The organism is Escherichia sp. R1, assembly GCF_003000935.1.
GTDB lineage: Bacteria > Pseudomonadota > Gammaproteobacteria > Enterobacterales > Enterobacteriaceae > Escherichia > Escherichia coli.
Genome location: NZ_PSRU01000001.1, coordinates 517,136 through 541,698, shown reverse-complemented (window position 1 = coordinate 541,698; position 24,563 = coordinate 517,136). Strand labels below are relative to the sequence as shown.

Here is a 24,563-nt window from a genome sequence, read left to right as displayed (position 1 = left end):
GAACAATTTGGATGGTAGTCCCTTCTTCGCATGGAGGCAATATAAACATGCTGACGAAATATGCCCTTGTGGCAGTCATAGTGCTGTGTTTAACGGTGCTGGGATTTACGCTTCTGGTCGGAGACTCGCTGTGTGAGTTTACGGTGAAGGAACGTAATATTGAGTTTAAGGCTGTTCTCGCTTACGAACCGAAGAAGTAGCCGTTGTGCGGGGAGTAATCCCCGCATATCCGGTTGTCAGGTCAGGATGGTAAGGCACCTGCTTTACACTTTCGCCCGCAGTCAGAGATGGCTGCGGGCGATTTCGTTTTACTGGCATGGGCGATAATACAGGTGAAAAGTCCTAAACAGGATTCACTGTATAAATAAACAGCTATTTTGCTGAGGAAGGGTAAGATAACGGCGGGTGCCTGAAGCTTTCCGGTTTCAGGTTAACTCTGAGGTCTGGAAAGATGAAGCCCCAGGACGATATTTCTATCAACCCTGGGGCTACCTACCCAAACCTGAACAATTTGGATGGTAGTCCCTTCTTCGCATGGAGGCAATATAAACATGCTGACGAAATATGCCCTTGTGGCAGTCATAGTGCTGTGTTTAACGGTGCTGGGATTTACGCTTCTGGTCGGAGACTCGCTGTGTGAGTTTACCGTAAAGGAACGTAATATTGAGTTTAAGGCTGTTCTCGCTTACGAACCGAAGAAGTAGCCGCTGTGCGGGGAGTAATCCCCGCATATCCGGTTGTCAGGTCAGGGTGGTAAGGCACCTGCTTTACACTTTCGCCCGCGGTCAGTGATGGCTGCGGGCGAAACCATTTTTACCAGCAGACAAAGCCACCATCGACCACCAGATCCACACCCGTGCAGAACGACGCCGCATCGCTGGCAAGGAACAGCGCTGGACCCGCCATCTCTTCCACTTTCGCCATCCGTTGAATCGGCGTCTGGCTTTCAAACTCCCGAGTCTGATGTACCATTTCAGGTCGTGTATTCATTGGTGTCGCGGTATATCCTGGGCTGATTGAGTTCACGCGGATCCCCTTACTCACCCATTCCATCGCAAGACTTTTAGATAAATGAATCACGCCGGCTTTGGAACTGTTGTAGTGGGCCTGTTCCAGACCACGATTGACAATAATCCCGGACATTGACGCAATATTTATAATCGAACCGCCTCCGTTCTCTACCATTAACTCAGCTTCCGCCTTACAGGAATTCCACACACCAGTCAGGTTGATATCGATAACGCGTTGCCATTGCTCGCTTTCCATCTCCAGCGCCGGGTTTGCGTTAGCGATTCCAGCGGCGTTTACGGCAATATCCAGACGACCAAAATGTGTTTTTGCCAGAGCGACTGCTGCGCGAAGATCTCTCAATTCCCGAACATCGCCCGTGTAATACAAGGCTTGTCCGCCAAGTGCTTCGATATGATTAACCGTCTCTTTGAGTCCGCCATCTTCCCGTAGATCAAAACACACCACTCGTGCGCCTGCGCTGGCTAAAGCCAGAGCGATCATTTGTCCGATACCGCTACCTGCGCCAGTGACAAAGGCGACGCGATCGTGGAGATCAAACAATTGTTGAGCAAAATCTTTTGCGATCATTTTGATATCTCTCTTAGTAGCCCGCAGGGGCATTACGACATAATCAGGCCGCCGTCGATGTTGATGGTTTGACCGGTGAGATAACGCGCATCGTCAGAGGCGAGGAAGGCAACCAGTCCGGCAACATCTTCAGGTTTACCGGCACGCTTCATCGGAATACCTTCCACCCATTCCGCCATAAGCTCGCCTTTGCCATAACGCTTGTCATCGGTACTGAGAATTTCTCCCCATACGCGGTCGTTGTAGTCCCACATTTCGCTTTCGATAATACCAGGGCAGAAGGCGTTAACAGTGATATTCCACTGCGCTAACTCGTGCGCCAGGCTTTGCGTAATGCCGATCACACCCATTTTGCTGGCTGCATAGTGTGGGGTATAGATAAACCCCTGACGTCCCTGGCCAGAAGAGGTGTTGATCAGGCAGCCGTGATTCTGTTTCACCATATATTTGGCTGCTTCCCGGCAGCAGAGCCAGACTGCTGTAGTGTTCACCGCCAGCACTTTTTCGAAATCAGCAGCCGGCATTCGATCAAAATAATCGATGGTGATAATGCCTGCATTCTGAATGGAAACATCGATGCTGCCAAAACGTGCAGCCGCTTGTTCATAGAGTGCCTGTACTTGCGCTTCATCTGTCACATCGACTTCTAATGACAAAATGTCAGCCTGATAACATTGGCGCAGTTGCTCAGCCGTTTCATGCACGCGTGCAGCGTTAGAAACCATCACCAGATTTGCGCCATCGCGGGCGAAGCGTTCAGCGATCCCGGCCCCAATTCCCCGGCATGCCCCGGTAATAACTACAGTCTTACCCTGAAAATTACGTTGCATATTTTTTCCCCTGTATAAGCCGGGCAATTTAATGCCCGGCGGAATGATGTTAATTAACTGGAAAGCGGTTTTACGGCAGGTGCGGCGGCCATCTTTTCTTCATGGCGACGCATCAAAATGACTTTGTTTTGCAATTTTTGCTGGAACTGATCGACTACCACGGCGGTGACGATAACGAGGCCTTTAATGACCATTTGCCAGAAGTCACTGACACCCATCATCACCATGCCATCGGCGAGGAAGACAATGACAAAGGCACCGATAATCGAGCCAGAGACACGTCCCCGACCACCTGCCAGCGCAGTTCCACCGAGAACTGTGGCACCGATAGCATCCATTTCGAACATATTGCCGGTCATTGGGTGAGCGGTTTGCAGCTGCGAGGCAACAATCAAACCGACAAATGCGGCGCATAATCCGGAGAACGCATAGACGAACACTTTGACTTTTACGATGGGTACGCCTGCCAGTCGCGCGGCAGATTCATTGCCACCAATGGCATAGATATAACGACCGAGCGGCGTTTTAGTCGTGATCCAGTAGCCTAAAATCAAAAAGCCAATCATCAGCCAGATTGGCAGATAAACGCCTAAAAACGTGCCAGAACCAAGGGTGGCGAAACCCGTGTTGCCCAGTGCCTCCATGCCGTTGAGATTGGGGTAAGTGCTGCCATCATTAAACAGCAGGGCAGAGCCACGGGCGACGTACATCATACCGAGGGTGCAGATAAAGGGCGCGACACCAAAGCGGGTGATTACCGCACCATTCACCAGTCCCACTAAAATGCCAAATACCGCCACGCAGAGGATCACTTCCGGCACGTTGAAGAAAATAATATCGCCGCTCCACAATGGCAGGCCGTTTGTTAGCAGAGCCCCGGCAACCATTCCGCAGATCCCCGCTACCGCGCCGACGGAAAGATCGATGCCGCCTGTCAGGATCACCAGCGTCATTCCGATTGCCAGCAGCCCGGTAATCGCAACGTGTTGAGTCATAATCAGCAGGTTAGAGGCCGTCAGGAAGTTAGGCACCATCACGCTAAAGAAGGCGATCACTAACAGCAGAGCGATAAACGTTCTGGCTTTCAACAGGTACATATAGATCATATATTTCTGATTCATAAGAAATTCCAGCCTGATTAATCTTGAGGTGTTGAAGCCGCGATCAGTTTCTCTCGGGTGACCCCGCCCCGGGGTAGATCAGCGGTAATACGGCCATCAGCCATCACCAGAATGCGATCTGCCAGTGCCATGACTTCATCGAGTTCTGAAGAAGAGAACATGACTGCCAGCCCCTGTTGTGCCATTTTTCCCACCAGCTGATAGACGTCGGTTTTTGCGCCAACATCAATGCCGCGTGTGGGTTCATCAAGAAACACCACCTGTGGCTGGGTCATCAACGCTTTTCCAAGTACCACTTTTTGCTGGTTACCGCCGCTGAGTGAGGTAATAGGGAGTTCGGCATCGCTGACTTTGATCGCCAGTTGCAGGATCATCTCTTTCACACTGGCGCTCTCTTTTTGCGGATTCAGCCATTTCCAGGCACGGCGAAAACCTTGCAGGCTGAAATCGGATAGCGTCATGTTGGACTGAATCGACATCATCTGAACGACGCCTTCGCCCTGGCGATCTTCTGGCACCAACGCCAGCCCCTTTTTGAGCCGCGCCTGGAAATGGCATTTGTCGATGGTTTCACCATTAAGCTGGATCTTCCCACTCTGACAGGGCATCAGGCCCACCAATCCCTTAAATAGTTCAGTACGTCCTGCGCCCAGCAAGCCGTAAATGCCGATAACTTCGCCTTTATGCAGGCTGAATGTCACATCATTGAGTTTGTAACCACCGCTGGGATGCAGCGCCGTTAACCCCTGTACCGCCAGTACAGTGTCACCTTGTGTAGCTGGTTGATAATCGAAATGTTTTTTCTTATCACCGACCATTTGCTCGATGATCCACGGAATACTGGCATCGCTCACGGCGCGTTCACTAATAAAGCGACCATCACGGAAAATGGTGATGAAATCGCCAATCTCCATCAACTCTTCCAGACGATGGGAGATATAAATGATGGTGACACCACGGCGCTTCAGTTGTGCGATCACATTGAAAAGGACTTTTACTTCCGACTGGCTGAGGGCCGATGTCGGTTCATCCATAATCAGTACCCGGGTATCTTTAGAAAGGGCACGGGCAATCTCCACCAGTTGCTGATGGCCAATACCTAGCTCTCCCAGTTGGGTATAGGGATCAACATTCAGTTCCAGTCTTTCTAATAGAGATTTGGCTAATTCATATTGATATTTTTCGTTAATCTTCCCTTTCTGAAAAAATTCATTCGCCATGAAAATATTATCCATGACATTCATATTCGGGAATAAATTCAGCTCCTGAAAAATGATACTAATTCCATGTTTTTCGGCCTGATGGGTAGAATTTAGGGTAACTTCTTTACCATCAAGAATGATCTTGCCTGAGGAAGGTGTTTCAACCCCCGCCAGCATTTTCATCATTGTGGATTTACCCACACCGTTTTCACCAATAAGCACATTTACTTTATTGCGATAGACACGGTAATTCACGTTATCTAACGCCACCACACCCGGATAAATACGCGATAAGTCATGCGTTTCTATGATTACAGGTGATTCATCAGTCTGGGGGGTGTCAATTTCTTGCGGCAACATATTACTCGCCTCCCGCCCTGGCTATTTTCGCAGGCGTTATATCCGGGATAGTTTGCGGAATATCCCATGCAGAAAATACGCCATAAACCTGAACCGTTTCCCCGGTTTTAAGCTTTGCCGACTGAATCATATTGATGGCTTGCTCATTGATAGCACGACCATATTCACCAAATAAAACCTGATCGTTAAAATGCTCATAGCTTGCACCTTTATATGCATCTCGCAGAAGCGTGCCGCGAAGAGTTGGCCCCGTCTGCACGACAATATTTGTGCCGCTGATATCTGTGATGGTCATTTTTCCGCTACGGGATTTCGCATCAATATTGGTGATGCCACCTTCGACCTTAACGTAGAAAATACACGGGTTTTCTTCCTGAGAACGATAGCCCAGCGTTTTACAGGCAGCATCGACATCTTTTTCTGCCTGTAGCGCCGCCATTAACTCCGCAACCGGACGCGCATTTTCTACCACCTGCGGCACGATGTTTTTCTGCCAGGTCTGATCGATATTTGCCATATGAGGATTAGGCGGGGATTTGAGATCGGCAAGTTCCTGCTGCGAGACGATGCGACATCCACCCAGGCTCAGAATTGCCAGCGCCAGCCAGACTTTTTTATCCATAATATTCTCCTCTGCGCCCTCATTGTGAGGGCGCAACGACCTGGGATCAGGATTTGATATTGAAATCCTGGACTTTATCTGCGTTATCTTTGGTTATCAGAATGCCGCGGAACATCACCCGCTGTTTGGCAGGTTTAACTCCTTTTTGCAGGTAATTATCCAGATCGGTAACTCCCTGCGCGGCAATGGCTTGCGCTTGTAACATCACGGTAGCCTGCAATGATTCGGCTTTCACGGCATCGCGCTCATCGTTACTGCCATCAATGCCGACAACAATAACGTCATTGCGATTGGCGGCTTTCAGTGCTGCGATAGCTCCCAGTGCAACCGGACCATTACCACAAATCACCCCTTTAACATCGGGATGGGCTTGCAGAATACTGTCCATTATTCGTTTGCCATCAATTAACGTGCCTTTGGCATCTTGCTTCGCCACGCTAACCATTTCAGGGAACTGGTCAATAACCTGGTGGAAAGATTTCGAGCGAGTTACGCAATTATTATCAGCAAGATTACAGGTGAGTTCGGCATATTTTCCTTTCTCTCCCATTTTCTCGACAAATACGTTGGCAACTTCCGAGCCAGCCTGGAAGTTATTATGGGTAATTTGCACCAGTGCAACATCATCCACAGGTATTTCGCGATTAATTAATATAACGGGAATACCTGCTTTTTTTGCTTTTTCAATGGCTGCAACACTGGCAGTAGAGTCAGCATTATCTAAAATAATGCCCTGAACTTTTTTACCAATTGCAGTATCGATCAGTTCATTCTGTTTTTTGACATCTTCACCATGAGAAAGAATGGTCGTTTTATATCCCAGTTGCTGGGCTTTTTCACTGGCGCCTTTCGCTTCCGAGGCGTAATAAGGATTATCCAGTGAATTGACCATAATCATAATGGTTCCTTTTTCTACCGCATGGGCAGAAAAAGAAATAGCAGTCAGGGTCGCAGCGGTTAACAGTGTTAAACGTAATTTCATGACAATGTTCTCTCTGTGTTGTTATTGTCTGGTACGGTGAAACAACGTAAAGCCTGAATTATTTATGGGCCGGTATTCTCCTTCCGTTGGTTAGTCTTGTTCGTCAAATTGACGATGCCGGTTTCCATAATGTTCTGTTCACTGCATGACGCCACTCCTGCCATCTCTTTTGCAGTCGCTGGTGACGCGCCATATCCGGTTTAAATTCACTGTGCTCAGTTAATAACGTTTTTAAATCTGCAACGGTGCCGGGGGTAAGCGCTTTGCGGGCGAGCAGACCCGCACCAATGGCCGAAAGTTCTGGCACATCACTGCACATCACCGGGCAACCCAGCAGATCCGCCTGATATTGCATCAACCAGTCATTTTTGGTCGGGCCGCCATCCACCATTAACGCCGATAAGTGAAAATCATCATGCTGTTGCATGGCTTCTACTACATCTGCAATTTGGTAAGTGATTGATTCCAGTGCGGCGCGAATCAAATGCGCACGCTTTACGCCACGGCTTAAGCCACACACCACGCCGCGAGCACTGTCATCCCACCATGGCGCGCCCAGGCCTGTGAGAGCAGGAATAAAATAAACGCCCATAGTCGAATCCACTGAGGCTGGCAGGGTATTCAGTTCGTGGGCCAGTGCCGCGTCTGTCAGTTCACTTAAACCGGTGCTGTCAGCCATCCATGCCACGGCATCGCCGGTGTGGGGGATATTTCCTTCCAGACCGTAAATAATATTTTCGCCGTCATGCCAGGCAATGGTTGTGGCAAGTGTGGCGATATCACACTGAGCAGAGTTGACGGGGGCCATGACGGAAGAACCGGTCCCATAGGTCGCCTTCACACATCCTGCTTCTCCCAACGCATGACCAAAAAGAGCGGCGTGAGAATCGCCCACCATCGCCATGACGGGAATACCATCCGGAATTGTTTTAAGTCCTCGGGTATAACCGAACAGGCCACTGGAAGGTTTAATTTCTGGCAATGCAGCGCGTGGGATGTGAAACAACGCCAGCATTTCCTCATCCCACTCGCCTGTTTTCAGGTTAAGTAATTGAGTTCGCGCGGCGTTAGAGTAGTCGCAGCAAAATGAATCGCCAGCAGTCAAGTTCCATAGCAACCAGGCATCAATGGTGCCGAGACAAATTTCACCCTGGTCGGCAAGTTGCACACCCTCAGGTGTAGATTCCAGTAGCCAACGCATCTTGGAAGCGGAAAATAGCGGGGCGATAGGCAGGCCTGTAGTCGTTTTAATTTGCTGCTCTTTGCCCTCGCGACGAAGTGTTTCACAAAACTCTGCACTGCGCGTGCATTGCCAGGTAATCGCCGCATTGAGTGGTTTTCCACTCTGACGATACCAGCCGATAGCCGTTTCACGCTGATTACTGATAGCCAGAGCCGCTACATTTTCTGCCCCCACGTGGTTGATGGCCTGGGCAATAACATCAAGCGAGGCAGAGATTAACGCTTCCCCGGATTGCTCAACCCAGCCTTCACGTGGCGTCTGAATAGCCAGTGGTTGAGAAAACTTCGCCACCACGTTACCGAAACCATCAAGTGCGATGGCTTTTGCATTGGTGGTACCCTCATCCAACGCAATAACGAACCCTTTATTTCCTGCAAACATAGGTAGTCTCCTGAGTCACATTGCATCCTGGCGTGGAAGGAGATGAGGCGTTCCTCATGGTCACGTTATTACTTCATCAGGCCCTGCTGTGACATTTTGTGTTAAGGTGTGAATATATATTCGATATTGATTATTTATTTATACCTTAGCCAGATTATTCTTCCTGAGCTAGAGAAAAAATCATCAAATGTGCTGGCTATCACACTTAGAAGCGTGGTGACAGGGTGAGAAAGCCTCGAGAAACAGGATTGTTGAATCCTTTCAGTTTATTGATATTAAAGGCTTTTTAAGCAAGCGCCTTTGCGAGAAGATTTTTTCGCAAAGGCGGGCAGAAGAAAGGGAGGAGAGGATTAATCCGCAATCAGCATTCTGGCGGTGGGGAAATCAGTGATCAAAACATCAATATAACCACCCTGCATGGCGCCTTTGATGGCGGCAACTTTGTCTTTGCCGCCCGCCAGTGCCACCACATTCGGGCATTTTTTGATTTTATCCAGTGCCATACCAATCACTGGATCTTCATCGTCCTGCAACACGGGCTGACCATGTTTATCGTAGTAGTGCAGGCAGATATCGCCCACAGCACCGCGATCCGCCAGTACCTGTAACATATCCTCGTGATAATAGTTGCCCGAGGTTTTTAGCAACTGCGAGGGTTCAAGGATACCGATGCCGACAATGGCGATATCGACGTCGTCAAATCTGGCGATAACGTCAGCCACATCCTGGCTTGCCACCAGGCGTTTTTTCTCTTCTACCGAACCTTCAATGCTTTGAGAAGGAAGCAACCAGGCTTCGCAATTCAGATGCTGGGCCAGGGTCTGTGTCAAAATAGTTGCCTGCACATTGCCGTTTGGCCCCACGCCGCCCAGCAGCTGAATAACACCGCTGGCTTTTAAGTTTTGGGCGTGAACTTCATCGACCATCGCGCGAATCGTAGAACTCCAGGAAGAGACGCCAATGAAATCTTTTGGTCTTAAACGCGTTTCCAGATAGTGCGCGGCGGCAGAGCCGATAGCACGTTTAATGGTATGGTCAGTGGCATCATCTTCGGTATCGACAACAATCGCTTGTTTAATGCCGTAACGCTCTTCAATGCCTTTTTCCAGATTGAGAAAGATATTTGACGGCTGGACAACGCTGATTTTAACCACGCCTTCTTTCTGGCAACGGGTTAGCGCTCTGGAGATAAATGACTGAGAAAGCGAGAGAAGTTGGGCGATGTCAGACTGTTTTCGCCCCTCAAGATAGTAAAGAGTGGCGATCTTCACCAGTAGCCGCTGTTCATCCTGCTTAGCCATATATTTCCCCGTAAATCATTAACGTACCGCCCTTATCTTAGAGGCTTTTATCATACGCGAAAAAAGAAGACAGTTAAGTGTGATGGAGTTCTAACTTTAACCAATCCTTAAAATCAGCGATGGACAAAAATAAAAAACAGGCGGCATAATTGAATAAAGAATCATTATTGAATATATATTCAAAATGATATCAGGTCAACTGATGATTACCCGGACATGTAACTGACGGTGTAAGGAGGCAGAATGTTCCTGAGTATGATGCAGCAGCGTAAGTCTTGCCGCGCAACGCCCTGGGATTTCTGGTTTTTTTAGTCCCCGGTGGAATAAATATTCCATGTTGAAAATAAATTCAGAGGTATTAAATGAATCCCTATAGCTATGATATCCAGACCCTTGAGCGTAAAGCGCGGGCGGTACGCCGCCATATCGTGCGCTTAAATGCCAATAGCCCGGCAGGTGGACACACTGGGGCCGATCTCTCTCAGGTTGAATTACTGACCGCACTCTATTTTCGTATTCTCAATGTCGCCCCGGATCGCCTTCACGACGATGACCGGGATATATACATTCAGTCAAAAGGCCATGCTGTTGGATGTTACTACTGCGTGCTGGCGGAAGCAGGATTCTTCCCACTGGAATGGCTTTCCACTTATCAGCAGCCAAATTCACACTTACCCGGTCATCCGGTTCGGCAAAAAACGCCAGGTATTGAACTGAATACCGGAGCACTGGGACATGGTTTCCCTGTGGCTGTAGGACTTGCGCTGGCGGCGAAAAAAAGTCAAAGCCGTCGTCGTATCTTCTTAATTACTGGCGATGGTGAGCTGGCTGAGGGCAGTAACTGGGAAGCTGCACTGGCGGCGGCGCATTACGGGCTTGATAACCTGGTCATTATTAATGACAAAAATAATCTGCAATTAGCCGGGCCAACGCGCGAAATCATGAACACCGATCCTCTGGCAGAGAAATGGCTGGCATTCGGTATGCAGGTTACCGAATGTCAGGGCAATGATATGGCTTCGGTTGTCGCGACGCTTGAAGGGCTTAAACAGGAAGGCAAACCGAATGTGGTGATTGCCCACACCACTAAAGGGGCAGGCATTTCCTTTATACAAGGGCGTGCGGAATGGCATCACCGGGTGCCGAAAGGCGATGAAATTGAACAGGCACTGAAGGAACTCAAAGATGCGTAACAGTGAACATCTGGCAAATGTGATGGTTCAGGCATTTATCGATGCCGTAAATGAGGGGATCGATTTGGTGCCTGTAGTGGCTGATTCAACGTCTACGGCAAAAATTGCTCCCTTTATTAAGCAATTTCCTGACCGACTGGTGAATGTGGGTATTGCCGAACAGAGCATGGTTGGTGCCGCTGCCGGGCTGGCGCTGGGCGGCAAGGTGGCTGTTACCTGCAATGCCGCGCCATTTCTTATCGCTCGCGCTAACGAGCAAATTAAGGTTGATGTCTGCTACAACTTTACCAACGTAAAATTGTTTGGTCTGAATGCCGGGGCGAGTTATGGACCGCTGGCGAGCACGCATCATGCGATTGATGACATTGCGGTTATGCGTGGTTTCGGCAATATTCAAATCTTTGCCCCGTCTTCACCTCGGGAGTGCCGTCAGGTGATTGATTATGCTCTTCGCTATCAGGGGCCTGTTTATATCCGTATGGACGGTAAAGCCCTGCCGGAAATCCACGATGAGGACTACCGATTTGTACCAGGTGCCGTGGTGACTTTGCGCGAGGGCAGCGAACTGGCGCTGGTAGCCACAGGCTCTACCGTTCATGAAGTGGTCGATGCCGCAGAACTTTTAGCGCAGTCTGGTATCGCGGCTACAGTTGTCAGCGTACCGTCGATTCGCCCATGCGACACCAAAGCATTGCTGGCAGCGTTAAAAGGATGCAAAGCAGTGATGACGGTTGAAGAGCATAACGTCAATGGCGGCCTTGGTAGCCTGGTCGCGGAAGTGTTGGCAGAGGCCGGAACGGGGATCAAATTAAAACGCGCAGGCATTATGGATGGAGAATATGCCGCAGCGGCGGATCGTGGGTGGTTGCGTCAGCATCATGGATTTGATGCTGCCGGAATTGCAGCTCAGGCACGGGAAATGCTTTGAATTACCCGCCAGATAACCCGCATGCGGCTGTGTGCGGGTGTTTATCTGCCAGGCACAAGGTAATAACATTATTACCCCTTACTAACCACTGCACGATATGGTCGCCATTCGGCCCGCTTATCGTCATCTGTTGATGCTGACAATTGCCAATTTGGTAGTGCAGAAAACCGGCATCAGTTTGGATCTCACTTGCCTTAAATGCGCTTTCTTTGGCGGAAAATGCCAGTGTCAGCGCCAGAGAAAAGGCTAAACCGCAGCCTGCGAGTTGCTCGTGTTCTGCTGCCGTAATAATGTTGTCTGTCAATTCCCCTGCGGTTTGTGCAGAAAAAATTTCTTCAATATCAATGCCAATTGGTTGACGAGATACCACGGCTAATGCCGTAGTCCCACAGTGACTAATGCTGCCGTATACCCCCGCAGGCCAGACAGGTTGGCGATGATGATCAATTGCAGGTACGCCTTTCAAACCATACTCTCGTAAAGCATGAACGGCGGCAATCCGTCCGGCTAAATGCTCTGTTTTACGTTTACGTCCAGCGTGTTGAAGTTGTGCGTAGTGCGGCAGCCAGAGTAAATCCTGCTCGCGAAAACTCGCCGGATCAAACTCAACAAAATGCAGCGTATGTCCGGCAAAGGGGAGGGAGGTATGCGTAGTTTTCATGTCAACCATATTAGAGAATGATGACAAACGCAAAACTGCCTGATGCGCTACGCTTATCAGGCCTACGTGGTCCTGCAATATATTGAATTGGCAAGATTTTTGTAGGCCGGATAAGGCGTTCACGCCGCATCCGGCATGAACTACGCGCACTTTGTCAACAATCTGACGTTAGCTTCAGAAGTGAGTATTAATGCTCATATACCACGTACGTCCCGGCTCGTTATAGGTATACGCCCCGGCACCTGCGATATAGTTGGCTCCTGCCAGATCGCCCGTGGTCTGGGCATTACCCGCACGCCACAAACGTTTGTCGAACAGGTTGTCCACGCCGCCGGTCAGACTGACATTCTTGGTCACATCCCAGGTCGCGCTCAGGCCAACAATGCTGTACGGACTGATTTCTTTGGTTTCCGGTCCAACCGCTGGCTGACCTTTATAGTTGTACTTCTTCGGCTGCTGTTTGCCGTACCAGGTGAAGGTCGTTTGCATCGACAAATCTTCCCGTGCCTGCCAGCTCAGCGTTGAGTTCAACGTATACTCCGGGATGATCGACAAACGGTCGCCCGTGGTTTTGTTTTCACTCTTCAGCATATAAGTGATGTTATTGGTCCACATCACCGTTTCGCTAACCGGTACGTTTAACGATCCTTCCAGACCTTCAACCACCGCTTTCGGCACGTTATCCCACTGATAGAGATCGGTGCCGACTGCGTTTTGCCCTACAGCTACATAGCCCGCTTCAATCTTATTGCGATAATCGTTACGGAACCAGGTCACGCCCGCCAGCCAACCGTCGCGTTTGAACTCCAGACCAATCTCTTTGTTGATGCTGGTTTCCGCTTTCAGGTCATCGTTACCTTGCAGATAGCAGCCGCCCGCGCTGGCATAGCAGCCCTGACCTTTACTGTAGAGAATGTAGTTTGGGTTAGTCTGGTACAGACTCGGCGCTTTATAAGCGCGGGCGATGCCCATTTTGAGCGTGAAGTCATCGCCTAAACCTTGCGATATGTTCAGCGCCGGGCTCCAGTTATTGCCGACAATACTGTGATGATCGAAACGCAGCCCCGGCGTTACGATGGTGCTGTCAGTCAGCTCCATATTGTTTTCGGCAAACAGCGAGAAAATTTCTGCTTTTGAATATGGGCTACGGTCGGTGGCACTCACGCCATCAATAGCACCGCCGGTATTCGTTCCGGTCAGTGCCTGGGTGTTGGAACTCAAGTCCTTCATCCGTTGCTGATTCCACTCTGTACCCAGCGTCAGCGTTTGGTTAACGAGGAAATCAATCGGCAGGTTAACTTCGCTGTGCAGCATCACGTCATCAAGATCGATATCTACAAAATCCTGTGCCGCTTTTTCGTTAAATTTCCCTTCGGTACCGCCCGCCAGACCTTCCGGAATACGCGAGTTACGGGTGTGTTCGTACTGCACCCAGTTGCTGGTGGTCACGCCGTTATCCCAGCCACCGTTCCAGGTCAGCGAGTAGTTCTGGCGATACAGGCGGTTGGTTTCATCGCCATATTTCGAGCGAGTGTAAGCGTCAGAGTTGGTGTTCTGCGTATCACCCGCATACAGGTTACCCTGGCGGCTGTAGCCCGCTTCCAGTTCGAGTGACTGCAGAGGCGCGAAGTCCCAGCGCACCACGCCATTAATATCTTTGTTGATCACCCCTTCGCGCCCGGCTGGTAACGTCGTGGCATACGTTCCGGCACGCGCGGACTGATGGCCCTGGTTGATATCCCACGCGTCAGCCTGGGTTTTGTCGAGGTTGCCATACAAGCGGAAGCTGAATTCGTCGCCCAGCGGACCGGTCAGGCTGAAGTTGGTGCGTTTGGTGGCACCTTCCTCTTTATGTTCTGGCGCATTGAAATAAGCATCCCAGGAGCCGTGCCACTCACCACTGCCTTTTTTGGTAATGATGTTAACCACGCCGCCCGCCGCGCCGTTGCCATAACGCGCAGCTGCCGGACCACGTAGAACTTCAATACGTTCAATCATTTCAGGCGGCACCCAGGAGGTATCACCACGGGTATCGCGCTCGCCACGCCAGCCCTGACGCACAGAGTTACGGCTGCTTACCGGCTTGCCGTCAATCAAAATCAGCGTGTTTTCCGGACCCATGCCGCGAATATCAATCTGGCGGTTATTACCACGCTGACCACTGGTGGAGTTACCGGTCAGGTTAACGCCAGGCATGGTACGAATGATCTCCGATACATCGCGGGCAACCGGGTTTTTGCGGATTTCATCTGCGGTGATGGTCGAAACGCCAGGTGCCTGCAAGTTCTGCTCGGCGGCGGTAACAACAATAGTATCGTCATGTGAAACAGGAGTATCGGTCGGCTCTTGTGCCTGTGCTACCCCATAAATCCCCAGATTGACCAACAAGGCCAGGGAATGAATCTTCTTGTTCATTGTTTTATTCCTGCATTTTTGCCACGAATTGCAACTGTCGGGCATGGTCGTCATCAACACGACGCATCCCGCTACCGCGAAAACCTTTGATCCTGAAAGACACGCAGTGCAGCTGATTAATTAATGTCCGCGCTTCCCACGGCGCGCCATTACGCTATTGCAAATGCAAATAGTTATCAATAATATTATCAATATATTTCTGCAATCAATAAAAAATTGCACAGTAAACATGGGGTTATGGTGTGACGGCGTTAAAAGTAGGAAGTGAGAGCTGGTGGCAGTCGAAACATGGCCCGGAATGGCAACGTCTGAATGACGAAATGTTTGAGGTCACTTTCTGGTGGCGTGATCCCCAGGGTTCTGAAGAATACTCGACGATAAAGCGCGTATGGGTCTATATCACTGGCGTGACCGATCACCATCAGAACAGCCAGCCCCGGTCGATGCAGCGAATTGCAGGAACCGATGTTTGGCAGTGGACGACACAACTCAATGCCAACTGGCGTGGCAGCTACTGCTTTATTCCTACTGAACGCGATGACATTTTTTCTGCACCATCCCCCGATCGCCTCGAATTACGCGAAGGCTGGCGAAAACTATTACCCCAGGCGATAGCCGATCCGCTGAATCCACAAAGCTGGAAAGGCGGGCGAGGGCACGCTGTTTCTGCACTCGAAATGCCGCAAGCGTCTCTGCAACCGGGATGGGATTGTCCGCAAGCGCCAGAAACGCCTGCCAAAGAAATTATCTGGAAAAGTGAACGGTTGAAAAATTCACGCCGTGTATGGATTTTTACCACCGGCGATGCAACAGCAGAAGAACGCCCGCTGGCAGTTTTGCTTGATGGCGAATTTTGGGCGCAGAGTATGCCCGTCTGGCCTGCGCTGACTTCGCTGACCCATCGTCGGCAACTTCCGCCCGCCGTGTATGTGTTGATCGACGCTATCGACACCACGCACCGCGCCCACGAACTGCCGTGTAATGCGGATTTCTGGCTGGCAGTACAGCAAGAGTTATTACCCCAGGTGAAAGCTATTGCCCCTTTTAGCGATCGCGCCGATCGCACCGTGGTCGCCGGACAGAGTTTTGGTGGGCTTTCCGCGCTGTATGCCGGACTGCACTGGCCTGAACGCTTTGGCTGTGTATTAAGCCAGTCAGGTTCGTACTGGTGGCCGCATCGGGGCGGGCACCAAGAGGGCATGTTACTTGAACAGCTAAATACTGGTGAAGTTAGCGCCGAAGGTCTGCGCATTGTGCTGGAAGCGGGTGTTCGCGAGCCGATGATCATGCAGGCCAATCAGGCGCTGTATGCGCAATTACACCCCCTAAAAGAATCCATTTTCTGGCGTCAGGTTGACGGCGGACATGATGCGCTTTGTTGGCGCGGTGGCTTGATGCAGGGGCTAATCGACCTCTGGCAACCACTTTTCCATGACAGGAGTTGAATATGGCATTCAGTAATCCCTTCGATGATCCACAGGGAGCGTTTTACATTTTGCGCAATGCGCAGGGGCAATTCAGTCTGTGGCCGCAACAATGCGCCTTACCGGCAGGCTGGGACGTTGTGTGTCAGTCGCAGTCACAGGCGTCCTGCCAGCAGTGGCTGGAAGCCCACTGGCGTACTCTGACACCGGCGAATTTCATCCAGTTGCAGGAGGCACAATGAGCCAGCATTTACCTTTGGTCGCCGCACAGCCCGGCATCTGGATGGCAGAAAAACTGTCGGATTTACCCTCCGCCTGGAGCGTGGCGCATTACGTTGAGTTAACCGGAGAGGTTGATGCGCCACTACTGGCCCGCGCGGTGGTTGCCGGACTAGCGCAAGCAGATACGTTGCGGATGCGTTTTACGGAAGATAACGGCGAAGTCTGGCAGTGGGTCGATGATGCGCAGACGTTCGAACTGCCAGAAATTATCGACCTGCGAACCAACATTGATCCGCACGGTACTGCGCGGGCATTAATGCAGGCGGATTTGCAACAAGATCTGCGCGTCGATAGTGGTAAACCACTGGTCTTTCATCAGCTGATACAGGTGGCGGATAACCGCTGGTACTGGTATCAGCGTTATCACCATTTGCTGGTCGATGGCTTCAGTTTCCCGGCCATTACACGCCAGATCGCCAATATTTACTGCGCATGGCTGCGTGGCGAACCAACGCCTGCTTCGCCGTTTACGCCTTTCGCTGATGTAGTGGAAGAGTATCAGCAGTACCGCGAAAGTGAAGCCTGGCAGCGTGATGCGGCATTCTGGGCGGAACAGCGTCGTCAACTGCCACCGCCCGCGTCACTTTCTCCGGCACCTTTACCGGGGCGCAGCGCTTCGGCAGATATTTTGCGCCTGAAACTGGAATTTACCGACGGGGAATTCCGCCAGCTGGCTACGCAACTTTCAGGTGTGCAGCGTACCGATTTAGCCCTTGCGTTGGCAGCTTTGTGGCTGGGGCGATTGTGCAACCGCATGGACTACGCTGCCGGATTTATCTTTATGCGTCGACTGGGCTCGGCGGCGCTGACGGCTACCGGACCCGTGCTCAACGTTTTGCCGTTGGGTATTCACATTACGGCGCAAGAAACGCTGCCGCAACTGGCAACCCGACTGGCGGCTCAACTGAAAAAAATGCGTCGCCATCAACGTTACGATGCCGAACAAATTGTCCGTGACAGCGGGCGAGCGGCAGGAGAGGAACCGCTGTTCGGTCCGGTACTCAATATCAAGGTATTTGATTACCAACTGGATATTCCTGGTGTTCAGGCGCAAACCCATACCCTGGCAACCGGTCCGGTTAATGACCTTGAACTGGCCCTGTTCCCGGATGAACACGGTGATTTGAGTATTGAAATCCTCGCCAATAAACAGCGTTACGATGAGCCAACGTTAATTCAACACGCTGAACGCCTGAAAATGCTGATTGCGCAGTTCGCCGCGGATCCGGCGCTGTTGTGCGGCGATGTCGATATTATGCTGCCAGGTGAGTATGCGCAGCTGGCGCAGATCAACGCCACTCAGATTGAGATTCCAGAAACCACGCTGAGCGCGCTGGTGGCAGAACAAGCTGCAAAAACACCGGATGCTCCGGCGCTGGCAGATGCGCGTTACCAGTTCAGCTATCGGGAAATGCGCGAGCAGGTGGTGGCGCTGGCGAATCTGCTGCGTGAGCGCGGCGTTAAACCGGGCGACAGCGTGGCGGTGGCTCTACCGCGCTCGGTCTTTTTGACCCTGGCGCTACATGCGATAGTTGAAGCTGGTGCGGCCTGGTTACCGTTGGATACCGGCTATCCGGACGATCGCCTGAAAATGATGCTGGAAGATGCGCGTCCGTCGCTGTTAATCACCACTGACGATCAACTGCCGCGCTTTAGCGATATCCCTAATTTAACCAGCCTTTGCTATAACGCCCCGCTTACACCGCAGGGCAGTGCGCCGCTGCAGCTTTCACAACCGCACCACACGGCTTATATCATCTTCACCTCCGGTTCCACCGGCAGACCAAAAGGGGTAATGGTCGGGCAGACGGCTATCGTTAATCGCCTGCTTTGGATGCAAAACCATTACCCGCTTACAGGCGAAGATGTCGTTGCCCAAAAAACGCCGTGCAGTTTTGATGTCTCGGTGTGGGAGTTTTTCTGGCCATTTATTGCCGGGGCAAAACTGGTGATGGCTGAACCGGAAGCGCACCGCGACCCGCTCGCTATGCAGCAATTCTTTGCCGAATATGGCGTAACGACCACGCACTTTGTGCCGTCGATGCTGGCGGCATTTGTTGCATCGCTGACGCCGCAAACCGCTCGCCAGAGTTGCGCGACGTTGAAACAGGTTTTCTGTAGTGGTGAAGCCTTACCGGCTGATTTATGCCGCGAATGGCAACAGTTAACCGGCGCGCCGTTGCATAATCTATATGGCCCGACGGAAGCGGCGGTAGATGTCAGTTGGTATCCGGCTTTTGGCGAGGAACTGGCAGAGGTGCGCGGCAGCAGTGTGCCGATTGGTTATCCGGTGTGGAATACGGGCCTGCGCATTCTCGATGCGATGATGCATCCGGTGCCGCCGGGTGTGGCGGGAGATCTCTATCTCACCGGTATTCAACTGGCGCAGGGGTATCTTGGACGACCCGATCTGACCGCCAGCCGCTTTATTGCCGATCCTTTTGCCCCTGGCGAACGGATGTACCGTACCGGAGACGTTGCCCGCTGGCTGGATAACGGCGCGGTGGAGTACCTCGGGCGCAGTGACGATCAGCTAAAAATTCGCGGGCAGCGTATTGAACTGGGCGAAATCGATCGCGTGATGCAGGCACTGCCGGATGTCGAACAGGCCGTTACCCACGCCTGTGTGATTAACCAGGCGGCAGCCACTGGTGGTGATGCGCGTCAGTTGGTGGGCTATCTGGTGTCGCAATCAGGTCTGCCGTTGGATACCAGCGCATTACAGGCGCAGCTTCGTGAAACATTACCACCACATATGGTACCGGTGGTTCTGCTGCAACTTCCACAGTTACCACTTAGCGCCAACGGCAAGCTGGATCGCAAAGCCTTACCGTTGCCTGAACTGAAGGCACAAGCGCCGGGGCGTGCGCCGAAAGCGGGCAGTGAAACGATTATCGCCGCGGCATTCTCGTCGTTACTGGGTTGTGACGTGCAGGATGCCGATGCTGATTTCTTTGCGCTTGGCGGTCATTCGCTACTGGCAATGAAACTGGCAGCGCAGTTAAGTCGGCAGTTTGCCCGTCAGGTGACGCCGGGTCAGGTGATGGTCGCGTCAACTGTCGCCAAACTGGCAACGATTATTGATGGTGAAGAAGACAGCACCCAGCGCATGGGATTCGAAACCATTCTGCCGTTGCGTGAAGGTAATGGCCCGACGCTGTTTTGTTTCCATCCGGCATCCGGTTTTGCCTGGCAGTTCAGCGTGCTCTCGCGTTATCTCGATCCACAATGGTCGATTATCGGCATTCAGTCGCCGCGCCCTCATGGCCCCATGCAGACGGCGGCAAGCCAGGATGAAGTCTGCGAAGCGCATCTGGCAACCTTACTTGAACAACAACCGCACGGCCCATATTACCTGCTGGGTTATTCACTTGGCGGTACGCTGGCGCAGGGCATTGCGGCGCGACTGCGTGCCCGTGGCGAACAGGTGGCATTTCTTGGCTTGCTGGATACCTGGCCGCCAGAAACGCAAAACTGGCAGGAAAAAGAAGCCAATGGTCTGGACCCGGAAGTGCTGGCGGAGATTAACCGCGAGCGCGAAGCCTTCCTGGCGGCACAGCAGGGAAGTACTTCAACGGAGTTGTTTACCACCATTGAAGGCAACTACGCTGATGCTGTGCGCCTGCTGACGACAGCTCATAGCGTAGCGTTTGATGGTAAAGCGACGCTATTTGTTGCCGAACGCACGCTTCAGGAAGGTATGACTCCTGAACAGGCCTGGGCACCGTGGATTGCTGAGCTGGATATCTATCGTCAGGATTGTGCGCATGTGGATATTATCTCTCCGGTGGCGTTTGAAAAAATTGGGCCGATTATTCGTGCGACGCTAAATAAGTAAATTTATATTATCTATAAACCCATAATTACAGAAAATAATTATGGGTTTATCATTTGTTTAATTTATAAATTTGGTGGGTATTTCTCTGAAATAGAGTGAATGTTGCATTCAGTGGGAGTAATTTACAAACTTCAGCTTCGGATAAATCTCACCAACTGGTAGAGTGGGGGCCGTGGAGATTTACTCTTATTGGACTCATTTTCAGGTTATACCCCATGTCATCACTGAATATTAAACAGGGAAGTGAAGCTCATTTTCCCGAGTATCCTCTGGCGTCGCCCAGTAATAATGAAATTGATTTACTTAGTCTAATTGAAGTTTTATGGCGGGCCAAAAAAACGGTCATGGCGGTCGTTTTTGCGTTTGCCTGCGCAGGCTTGCTGATCTCTTTCATCCTGCCGCAAAAATGGACTAGCGCGGCGGTTGTCACGCCTCCAGAACCTGTTCAGTGGCAAGAGCTGGAGAAAACATTCACTAAGCTTCGTGTGCTGGATCTGGATATCAAAATTGATCGTACAGAAGCATTTAACCTGTTTATCAAGAAGTTTCAGTCTGTTAGCTTACTAGAAGAGTACCTGCGCTCATCACCTTATGTAATGGACCAATTAAAAGAGGCGAAAATCGACGAACTGGATTTGCATCGCGCAATTGTCGCATTGAGCGAAAAAATGAAAGCGGTTGATGACAATGCCAGTAAGAAAAAAGATGAACCGTCACTGTATACCTCCTGGACGCTAAGTTTTACCGCGCCAACCAGTGAAGAGGCGCAGACCGTTTTGAGCGGGTATATCGATTATATCTCTGCGTTGGTGGTGAAAGAGTCGATAGAAAACGTCCGTAATAAACTGGAGATCAAAACCCAGTTTGAAAAAGAAAAACTGGCTCAGGATCGCATTAAAACGAAAAATCAACTTGATGCAAACATTCAGCGCCTCAATTATTCACTCGACATTGCCAACGCGGCAGGAATTAAAAAGCCCGTATACAGTAATGGTCAGGCCGTTAAAGATGACCCCGATTTCTCTATTTCTCTCGGTGCTGACGGTATTGAACGCAAACTGGAAATTGAAAAAGCGGTTACTGACGTTGCGGAACTGAACGGCGAATTACGTAATCGCCAGTATCTTGTTGAGCAGTTAACAAAAGCAAATATCAACGATGTGAATTTTACGCCGTTTAAATATCAGTTAAGACCGTCATTGCCAGTAAAAAAAGACGGTCCGGGTAAGTCGATTATTGTGATCCTTTCCGCGTTGATCGGCGGGATGGTGGCTTGTGGTGGTGTGCTGTTGCGCCATGCGATGGCATCCAGAAAACAGGATGCCATGATGGCAGACCACTTAGTTTAAATCTTTGCGGTTGAAGGTGCCGTTCGTCCGAGCGGCACCACGAGCGGCGTTCCGGCAACCGGATCGTCAATAATCATGCAGCGCAGACCATAAATGCGCTCGATCAGTTCAGCAGTGACAATCTCCTTCGGTGCTCCCTGAGCAACAATTTTCCCTTCCCGCAATGCAATCAAATGGCTGGCGTAACGACAGGCCTGATTAAGATCGTGCAGCACCGCCGCCAGGGTATAGCCTTTCTCGCGGTTCAGTTCGCTTAACAGTTCCAGCAAATCAATCTGATGACTGATATCCAGCCAGGTCGTGGGTTCATCGAGCAGCATAATTGCCGTTTCCTGGGCCAGCACCATAGCGATCCACGCTCGCTGGCGTTGTCCGCCAGAAAGGGTGTCCACGCTTTGATCCGCCAGATGAGTTATTCCCGTGGCCTGCATCGCTTTTGTGACTGCCTCTTCATCTTCTTTCCGCCAGCGGGTAAACAGCGGTTGATGCGGGTAACGCCCACGCGCCACCAGCTCCTGCACGGTGATATCGCCCGGTGTGGTAGCATTTTGCGCCAACAGACCAATCCGGCGTGCAACCTCTTTACTGGCGTAATGTTGAATGTGCTCGCCATCCAGCCAGACATGCCCGTGAGCAGGCGTCATCAGGCGGCTTAAGGTACGCAGTAACGTGGATTTACCGCAGCCATTTGGCCCGATAATTGCCGTGAAGTGACCATCAGGTATTTCTACAGTCAGATTTTCCGCAACGGTATATTTGCCATATCCGAGGGTTAACTGTTCGCCGCGCAAACGGGCTACTGATTCGGTCATTTTTTGCGAGACTCCTGAATTAACAAGACGATAAGGTAAATACCGCCGAGGCTGACGGTAACGACGCCAACCGGAAGTTGATACGGCATAAACAGTTGTTGGGCGCAGAGATCGGCCACCAGCAGTAACAACGCCCCGCACAGCGCCGCCTGGGTCAGCCCCCAGCGAGCGGTGCCACTGATGCGGCGGGCAATGTGTGGCGCGACTAAAGCAATAAAGGAAATTGGCCCCGCTAGGGCAGTGGCAGCTGCGGTAAGCACTACGGCGACCAGCATCATTAACAGTCGCGAACGTTCGACGCTGACGCCCAGCGCACATGCGGTATCATCGCCCATTTCCAGCAAGCGCATTCGCCGCACCAGCAAGGCGGCGGCAATTAACATTAATATAATGATGGGTGCGGAAGGCGAGGTTTTTGCCCACGTCAGGCCATTGAGCGATCCGGCATTCCACAAACCCGCTGTTAGCGCCGTTTCTAAAGACGCTTTCAGCAACAGCCAGGTATTAAAGGCCACCAGCATGGCGCGAACACCGATACCGATAATAATCAACCGAAAGGTGTCGATACCGTTACGCCAGGCGAGCAGCCAGACCAACAGCGAAGTGACAATGCCGCCTACCATTGCTGCCAGCGCGATAGCCGTCAGGTCCTGACCAAACAGCACCATCGCCACCAGCACGCCGCTCCACGCCCCGGTGTTAAAGCCCATTACGTCAGGGCTGCCGAGCGGGTTACGCATCAGCGACTGAAAAATCGCGCCGCTGACGCCCAGCGCCGCGCCAATCAACAGCGCCATCAGCACGCGTGGTAAACGCCATTCGGTGACCACCATCGTCATACTGCGCGGCGTGTCGCCCATCAACGCGGCGAATACCTGCGAAGTTTCCAGCGTGACGGCACCGCTACGTAATCCCCACACGCCTGCCATCACACAAGCTATTAGCAACAGCAGACAGGTGATAATTAATCGGCGAGAGACGTAAATCATGCGCCACCTCGCGTTTTACGTCGTACGAGGAAGATCAGCACTGGTGCGCCAATAAAGGCACTGACTACAGAAACGCGCAGTTCGCCGGGAACAATCACCCGCCCAATGATATCGGCAAACAGCAGCAGGGCAGGGGTAGCGAGTAGCGTGACGGGCAGCGACCAGCGATGATCGGCACCTACCAGCCAGCGCGCCATGTGCGGCATCATCAGGCCAATAAAGGCAATCGGGCCAACTACCGCCGTCGCACTACCACAAAGCACGGTAATTGCCAGCAGACCAATCAACTGTGTGCGCGCTACGCGACTGCCCAGTGCCGTCGCGGTGTCACTGCCAAGGCTTAAACTGTTCAGCGCGCGGCTCAGTAATAGCGCAGTTGCTCCAGCGGTAAGCACCGGGATCAGCACCACTTTTAAGGTATGTAGATTGCGAATATCCAGCGAACCGGCTTGCCAGAAACGCAGTTGATCGTAGACGTCGGGATTAAGCAGGGCGATGCCGCTGGTCAGCCCTTCCAGCACCGCCGCCAGCGCCACGCCTGCCAGGGTTAAACGCACCGGACTTAACTGCCCGCCGCCCTGACTGCCGGTAAAGGCAACAATCAACGAGGCCACCAGCGCCCCGGCGAAGGCCATCGCCAGTTGTTCCTGTGCGGAAGAGTAACCAAACAGCGCCGCACCCAGCACAATGGCAAAACTGGCACCGGCGTTCACGCCAAGCAAACCAGGATCGGCAAGTGGGTTTCGGGTGAGGGTTTGCATTAACGCCCCGGCAAGGCCAAGCGCACCGCCTGCCAGTAAACCGGCAAGGGTGCGCGGCAGTCGTGCGTCGAGCACGATGGTGCAGTCGGCGCTCTGGCAGGTGCCGGAGAAGGCCTCCAGCGCTACGGAAGCGGGGAGTGATTTTGCCCCAATGAGCAGGCTTAATGCCGTCGCGATAATCAGTAATAACAGCAATCCGGGCACGGCAATGGCGCGTGTCACGGCAACAGAACCAGACATACGAACTTCCATGATAATGAAATTAATTAT

The 24,563-nt window shown here is 51.7% G+C and carries 21 protein-coding genes and 1 pseudogene; 8 read left to right on the top strand and 14 right to left on the bottom strand.

From position 1 onward, the window contains the following. The first annotated feature begins 47 nt into the window (after positions 1-47). On the top strand, positions 48-200 hold the full coding sequence (gene hokE, locus C4F37_RS02745; protein WP_000956465.1) for a type I toxin-antitoxin system toxin HokE: 153 nt from the start codon (positions 48-50) through the stop codon (positions 198-200). A gap of 131 nt (positions 201-331) precedes the next feature. Here the strand turns inward: hokE (C4F37_RS02745) and C4F37_RS28200 are convergent. Continuing rightward, positions 332-583: pseudogene (locus C4F37_RS28200) on the bottom strand (hypothetical protein); the annotation flags it as partial. Here C4F37_RS28200 and hokE (C4F37_RS02735) point away from each other — a divergent pair. Next, entirely contained in the window at positions 552-704 is a 153-nt protein-coding gene (hokE, locus tag C4F37_RS02735) for a type I toxin-antitoxin system toxin HokE (RefSeq protein WP_000956465.1), read from the top strand. The pseudogene C4F37_RS28200 and the gene hokE (C4F37_RS02735) sit on opposite strands and share 32 nt — an antisense overlap. A gap of 109 nt (positions 705-813) precedes the next feature. Here hokE (C4F37_RS02735) and C4F37_RS02730 read toward each other — a convergent pair whose 3' ends face one another. The 8 genes from C4F37_RS02730 to C4F37_RS02695 form a co-directional block, all read right to left on the bottom strand. Beyond that, positions 814-1,599, bottom strand: a complete 786-nt coding sequence (locus C4F37_RS02730) for an SDR family oxidoreductase (protein ID WP_001538427.1) — start codon at positions 1,597-1,599, stop codon at positions 814-816. A gap of 32 nt (positions 1,600-1,631) precedes the next feature. Continuing rightward, positions 1,632-2,429, bottom strand: a complete 798-nt coding sequence (locus C4F37_RS02725; protein WP_001538428.1) for an SDR family oxidoreductase — start codon at positions 2,427-2,429, stop codon at positions 1,632-1,634. A 53-nt stretch (positions 2,430-2,482) separates the two neighbouring features. Further along, entirely contained in the window at positions 2,483-3,550 is a 1,068-nt protein-coding gene (locus C4F37_RS02720; RefSeq protein ID WP_001538429.1) for an ABC transporter permease, read from the bottom strand. Positions 3,551-3,567: 17 nt separating this feature from the next. Then, positions 3,568-5,112 carry a sugar ABC transporter ATP-binding protein gene (locus C4F37_RS02715; RefSeq protein ID WP_001773876.1) on the bottom strand — a complete coding sequence of 515 codons (1,545 nt, stop codon included), beginning with the start codon at positions 5,110-5,112 and terminating at the stop codon, positions 3,568-3,570. A gap of 1 nt (position 5,113) precedes the next feature. Beyond that, positions 5,114-5,734 carry a DUF2291 family protein gene (locus tag C4F37_RS02710; protein ID WP_000359101.1) on the bottom strand — a complete coding sequence of 207 codons (621 nt, stop codon included), beginning with the start codon at positions 5,732-5,734 and terminating at the stop codon, positions 5,114-5,116. A gap of 46 nt (positions 5,735-5,780) precedes the next feature. Next, the gene (locus C4F37_RS02705; protein ID WP_001538432.1) at positions 5,781-6,716 is read right to left on the bottom strand and encodes a D-ribose ABC transporter substrate-binding protein; all 936 of its coding nucleotides are present in this window, start codon (positions 6,714-6,716) and stop codon (positions 5,781-5,783) included. 103 nt (positions 6,717-6,819) lie between these two features. Continuing rightward, complete coding sequence (locus tag C4F37_RS02700; protein ID WP_001538433.1) at positions 6,820-8,340, bottom strand: FGGY family carbohydrate kinase; 1,521 nt, start codon at positions 8,338-8,340, stop codon at positions 6,820-6,822. Between the two features lie 350 nt (positions 8,341-8,690). Continuing rightward, positions 8,691-9,641, bottom strand: a complete 951-nt coding sequence (locus C4F37_RS02695; protein WP_001538434.1) for a sugar-binding transcriptional regulator — start codon at positions 9,639-9,641, stop codon at positions 8,691-8,693. Between the two features lie 362 nt (positions 9,642-10,003). Between C4F37_RS02695 and C4F37_RS02690 the strand changes: the two genes are divergently transcribed. Then, positions 10,004-10,834 carry a transketolase gene (locus C4F37_RS02690; RefSeq protein WP_001538435.1) on the top strand — a complete coding sequence of 277 codons (831 nt, stop codon included), beginning with the start codon at positions 10,004-10,006 and terminating at the stop codon, positions 10,832-10,834. Then, positions 10,827-11,762 carry a transketolase family protein gene (locus C4F37_RS02685; RefSeq protein ID WP_001538436.1) on the top strand — a complete coding sequence of 312 codons (936 nt, stop codon included), beginning with the start codon at positions 10,827-10,829 and terminating at the stop codon, positions 11,760-11,762. Before C4F37_RS02690 ends, C4F37_RS02685 begins: the two co-directional genes overlap by 8 nt. A 1-nt stretch (position 11,763) precedes the next feature. Here the strand turns inward: C4F37_RS02685 and entD are convergent, their stop codons facing one another. Beyond that, entirely contained in the window at positions 11,764-12,423 is a 660-nt protein-coding gene (gene entD, locus C4F37_RS02680; protein ID WP_075210409.1) for an enterobactin synthase subunit EntD, read from the bottom strand. A gap of 174 nt (positions 12,424-12,597) precedes the next feature. Next, positions 12,598-14,838, bottom strand: coding sequence for a siderophore enterobactin receptor FepA (gene fepA / locus C4F37_RS02675; RefSeq protein ID WP_001034892.1), 2,241 nt, complete (start codon positions 14,836-14,838; stop codon positions 12,598-12,600). Positions 14,839-15,080: 242 nt separating this feature from the next. Here fepA and fes point away from each other — a divergent pair, with 242 nt between their 5' ends. The 4 genes from fes (at position 15,081) to wzz(fepE) (ending at position 21,731) form a co-directional block, all read left to right on the top strand. Further along, positions 15,081-16,283, top strand: coding sequence for an enterochelin esterase (gene fes / locus C4F37_RS02670; protein ID WP_000125852.1), 1,203 nt, complete (start codon positions 15,081-15,083; stop codon positions 16,281-16,283). Positions 16,284-16,285: 2 nt separating this feature from the next. After that, entirely contained in the window at positions 16,286-16,504 is a 219-nt protein-coding gene (locus C4F37_RS02665) for an MbtH family protein (protein WP_001538438.1), read from the top strand. Continuing rightward, positions 16,501-20,382 (top strand): enterobactin non-ribosomal peptide synthetase EntF, encoded by a 3,882-nt coding sequence (entF, locus tag C4F37_RS02660; protein ID WP_001556853.1) that lies wholly within the window; start codon positions 16,501-16,503, stop codon positions 20,380-20,382. Before C4F37_RS02665 ends, entF begins: the two co-directional genes overlap by 4 nt. 215 nt (positions 20,383-20,597) lie before the next feature. After that, positions 20,598-21,731, top strand: a complete 1,134-nt coding sequence (gene wzz(fepE), locus C4F37_RS02655; protein ID WP_001538440.1) for an LPS O-antigen length regulator Wzz(fepE) — start codon at positions 20,598-20,600, stop codon at positions 21,729-21,731. Here the strand turns inward: wzz(fepE) and fepC are convergent. Genes fepC through fepD form a run of 3 tightly spaced genes read right to left on the bottom strand, consistent with a single transcriptional unit; the run spans position 21,728 to position 24,533 of the window. Beyond that, on the bottom strand, positions 21,728-22,543 hold the full coding sequence (fepC, locus tag C4F37_RS02650) for an iron-enterobactin ABC transporter ATP-binding protein (RefSeq protein WP_000140646.1): 816 nt from the start codon (positions 22,541-22,543) through the stop codon (positions 21,728-21,730). The genes wzz(fepE) and fepC overlap by 4 nt on opposite strands. Further along, a complete protein-coding gene (gene fepG, locus C4F37_RS02645; protein ID WP_000640938.1) occupies positions 22,540-23,532 on the bottom strand; it encodes an iron-enterobactin ABC transporter permease in 993 nt (330 codons plus the stop codon). Before fepG ends, fepC begins: the two co-directional genes overlap by 4 nt. After that, a complete protein-coding gene (gene fepD, locus C4F37_RS02640; RefSeq protein ID WP_001773877.1) occupies positions 23,529-24,533 on the bottom strand; it encodes a Fe(3+)-siderophore ABC transporter permease in 1,005 nt (334 codons plus the stop codon). Before fepD ends, fepG begins: the two co-directional genes overlap by 4 nt. Positions 24,534-24,563: the final 30 nt, after the last annotated feature.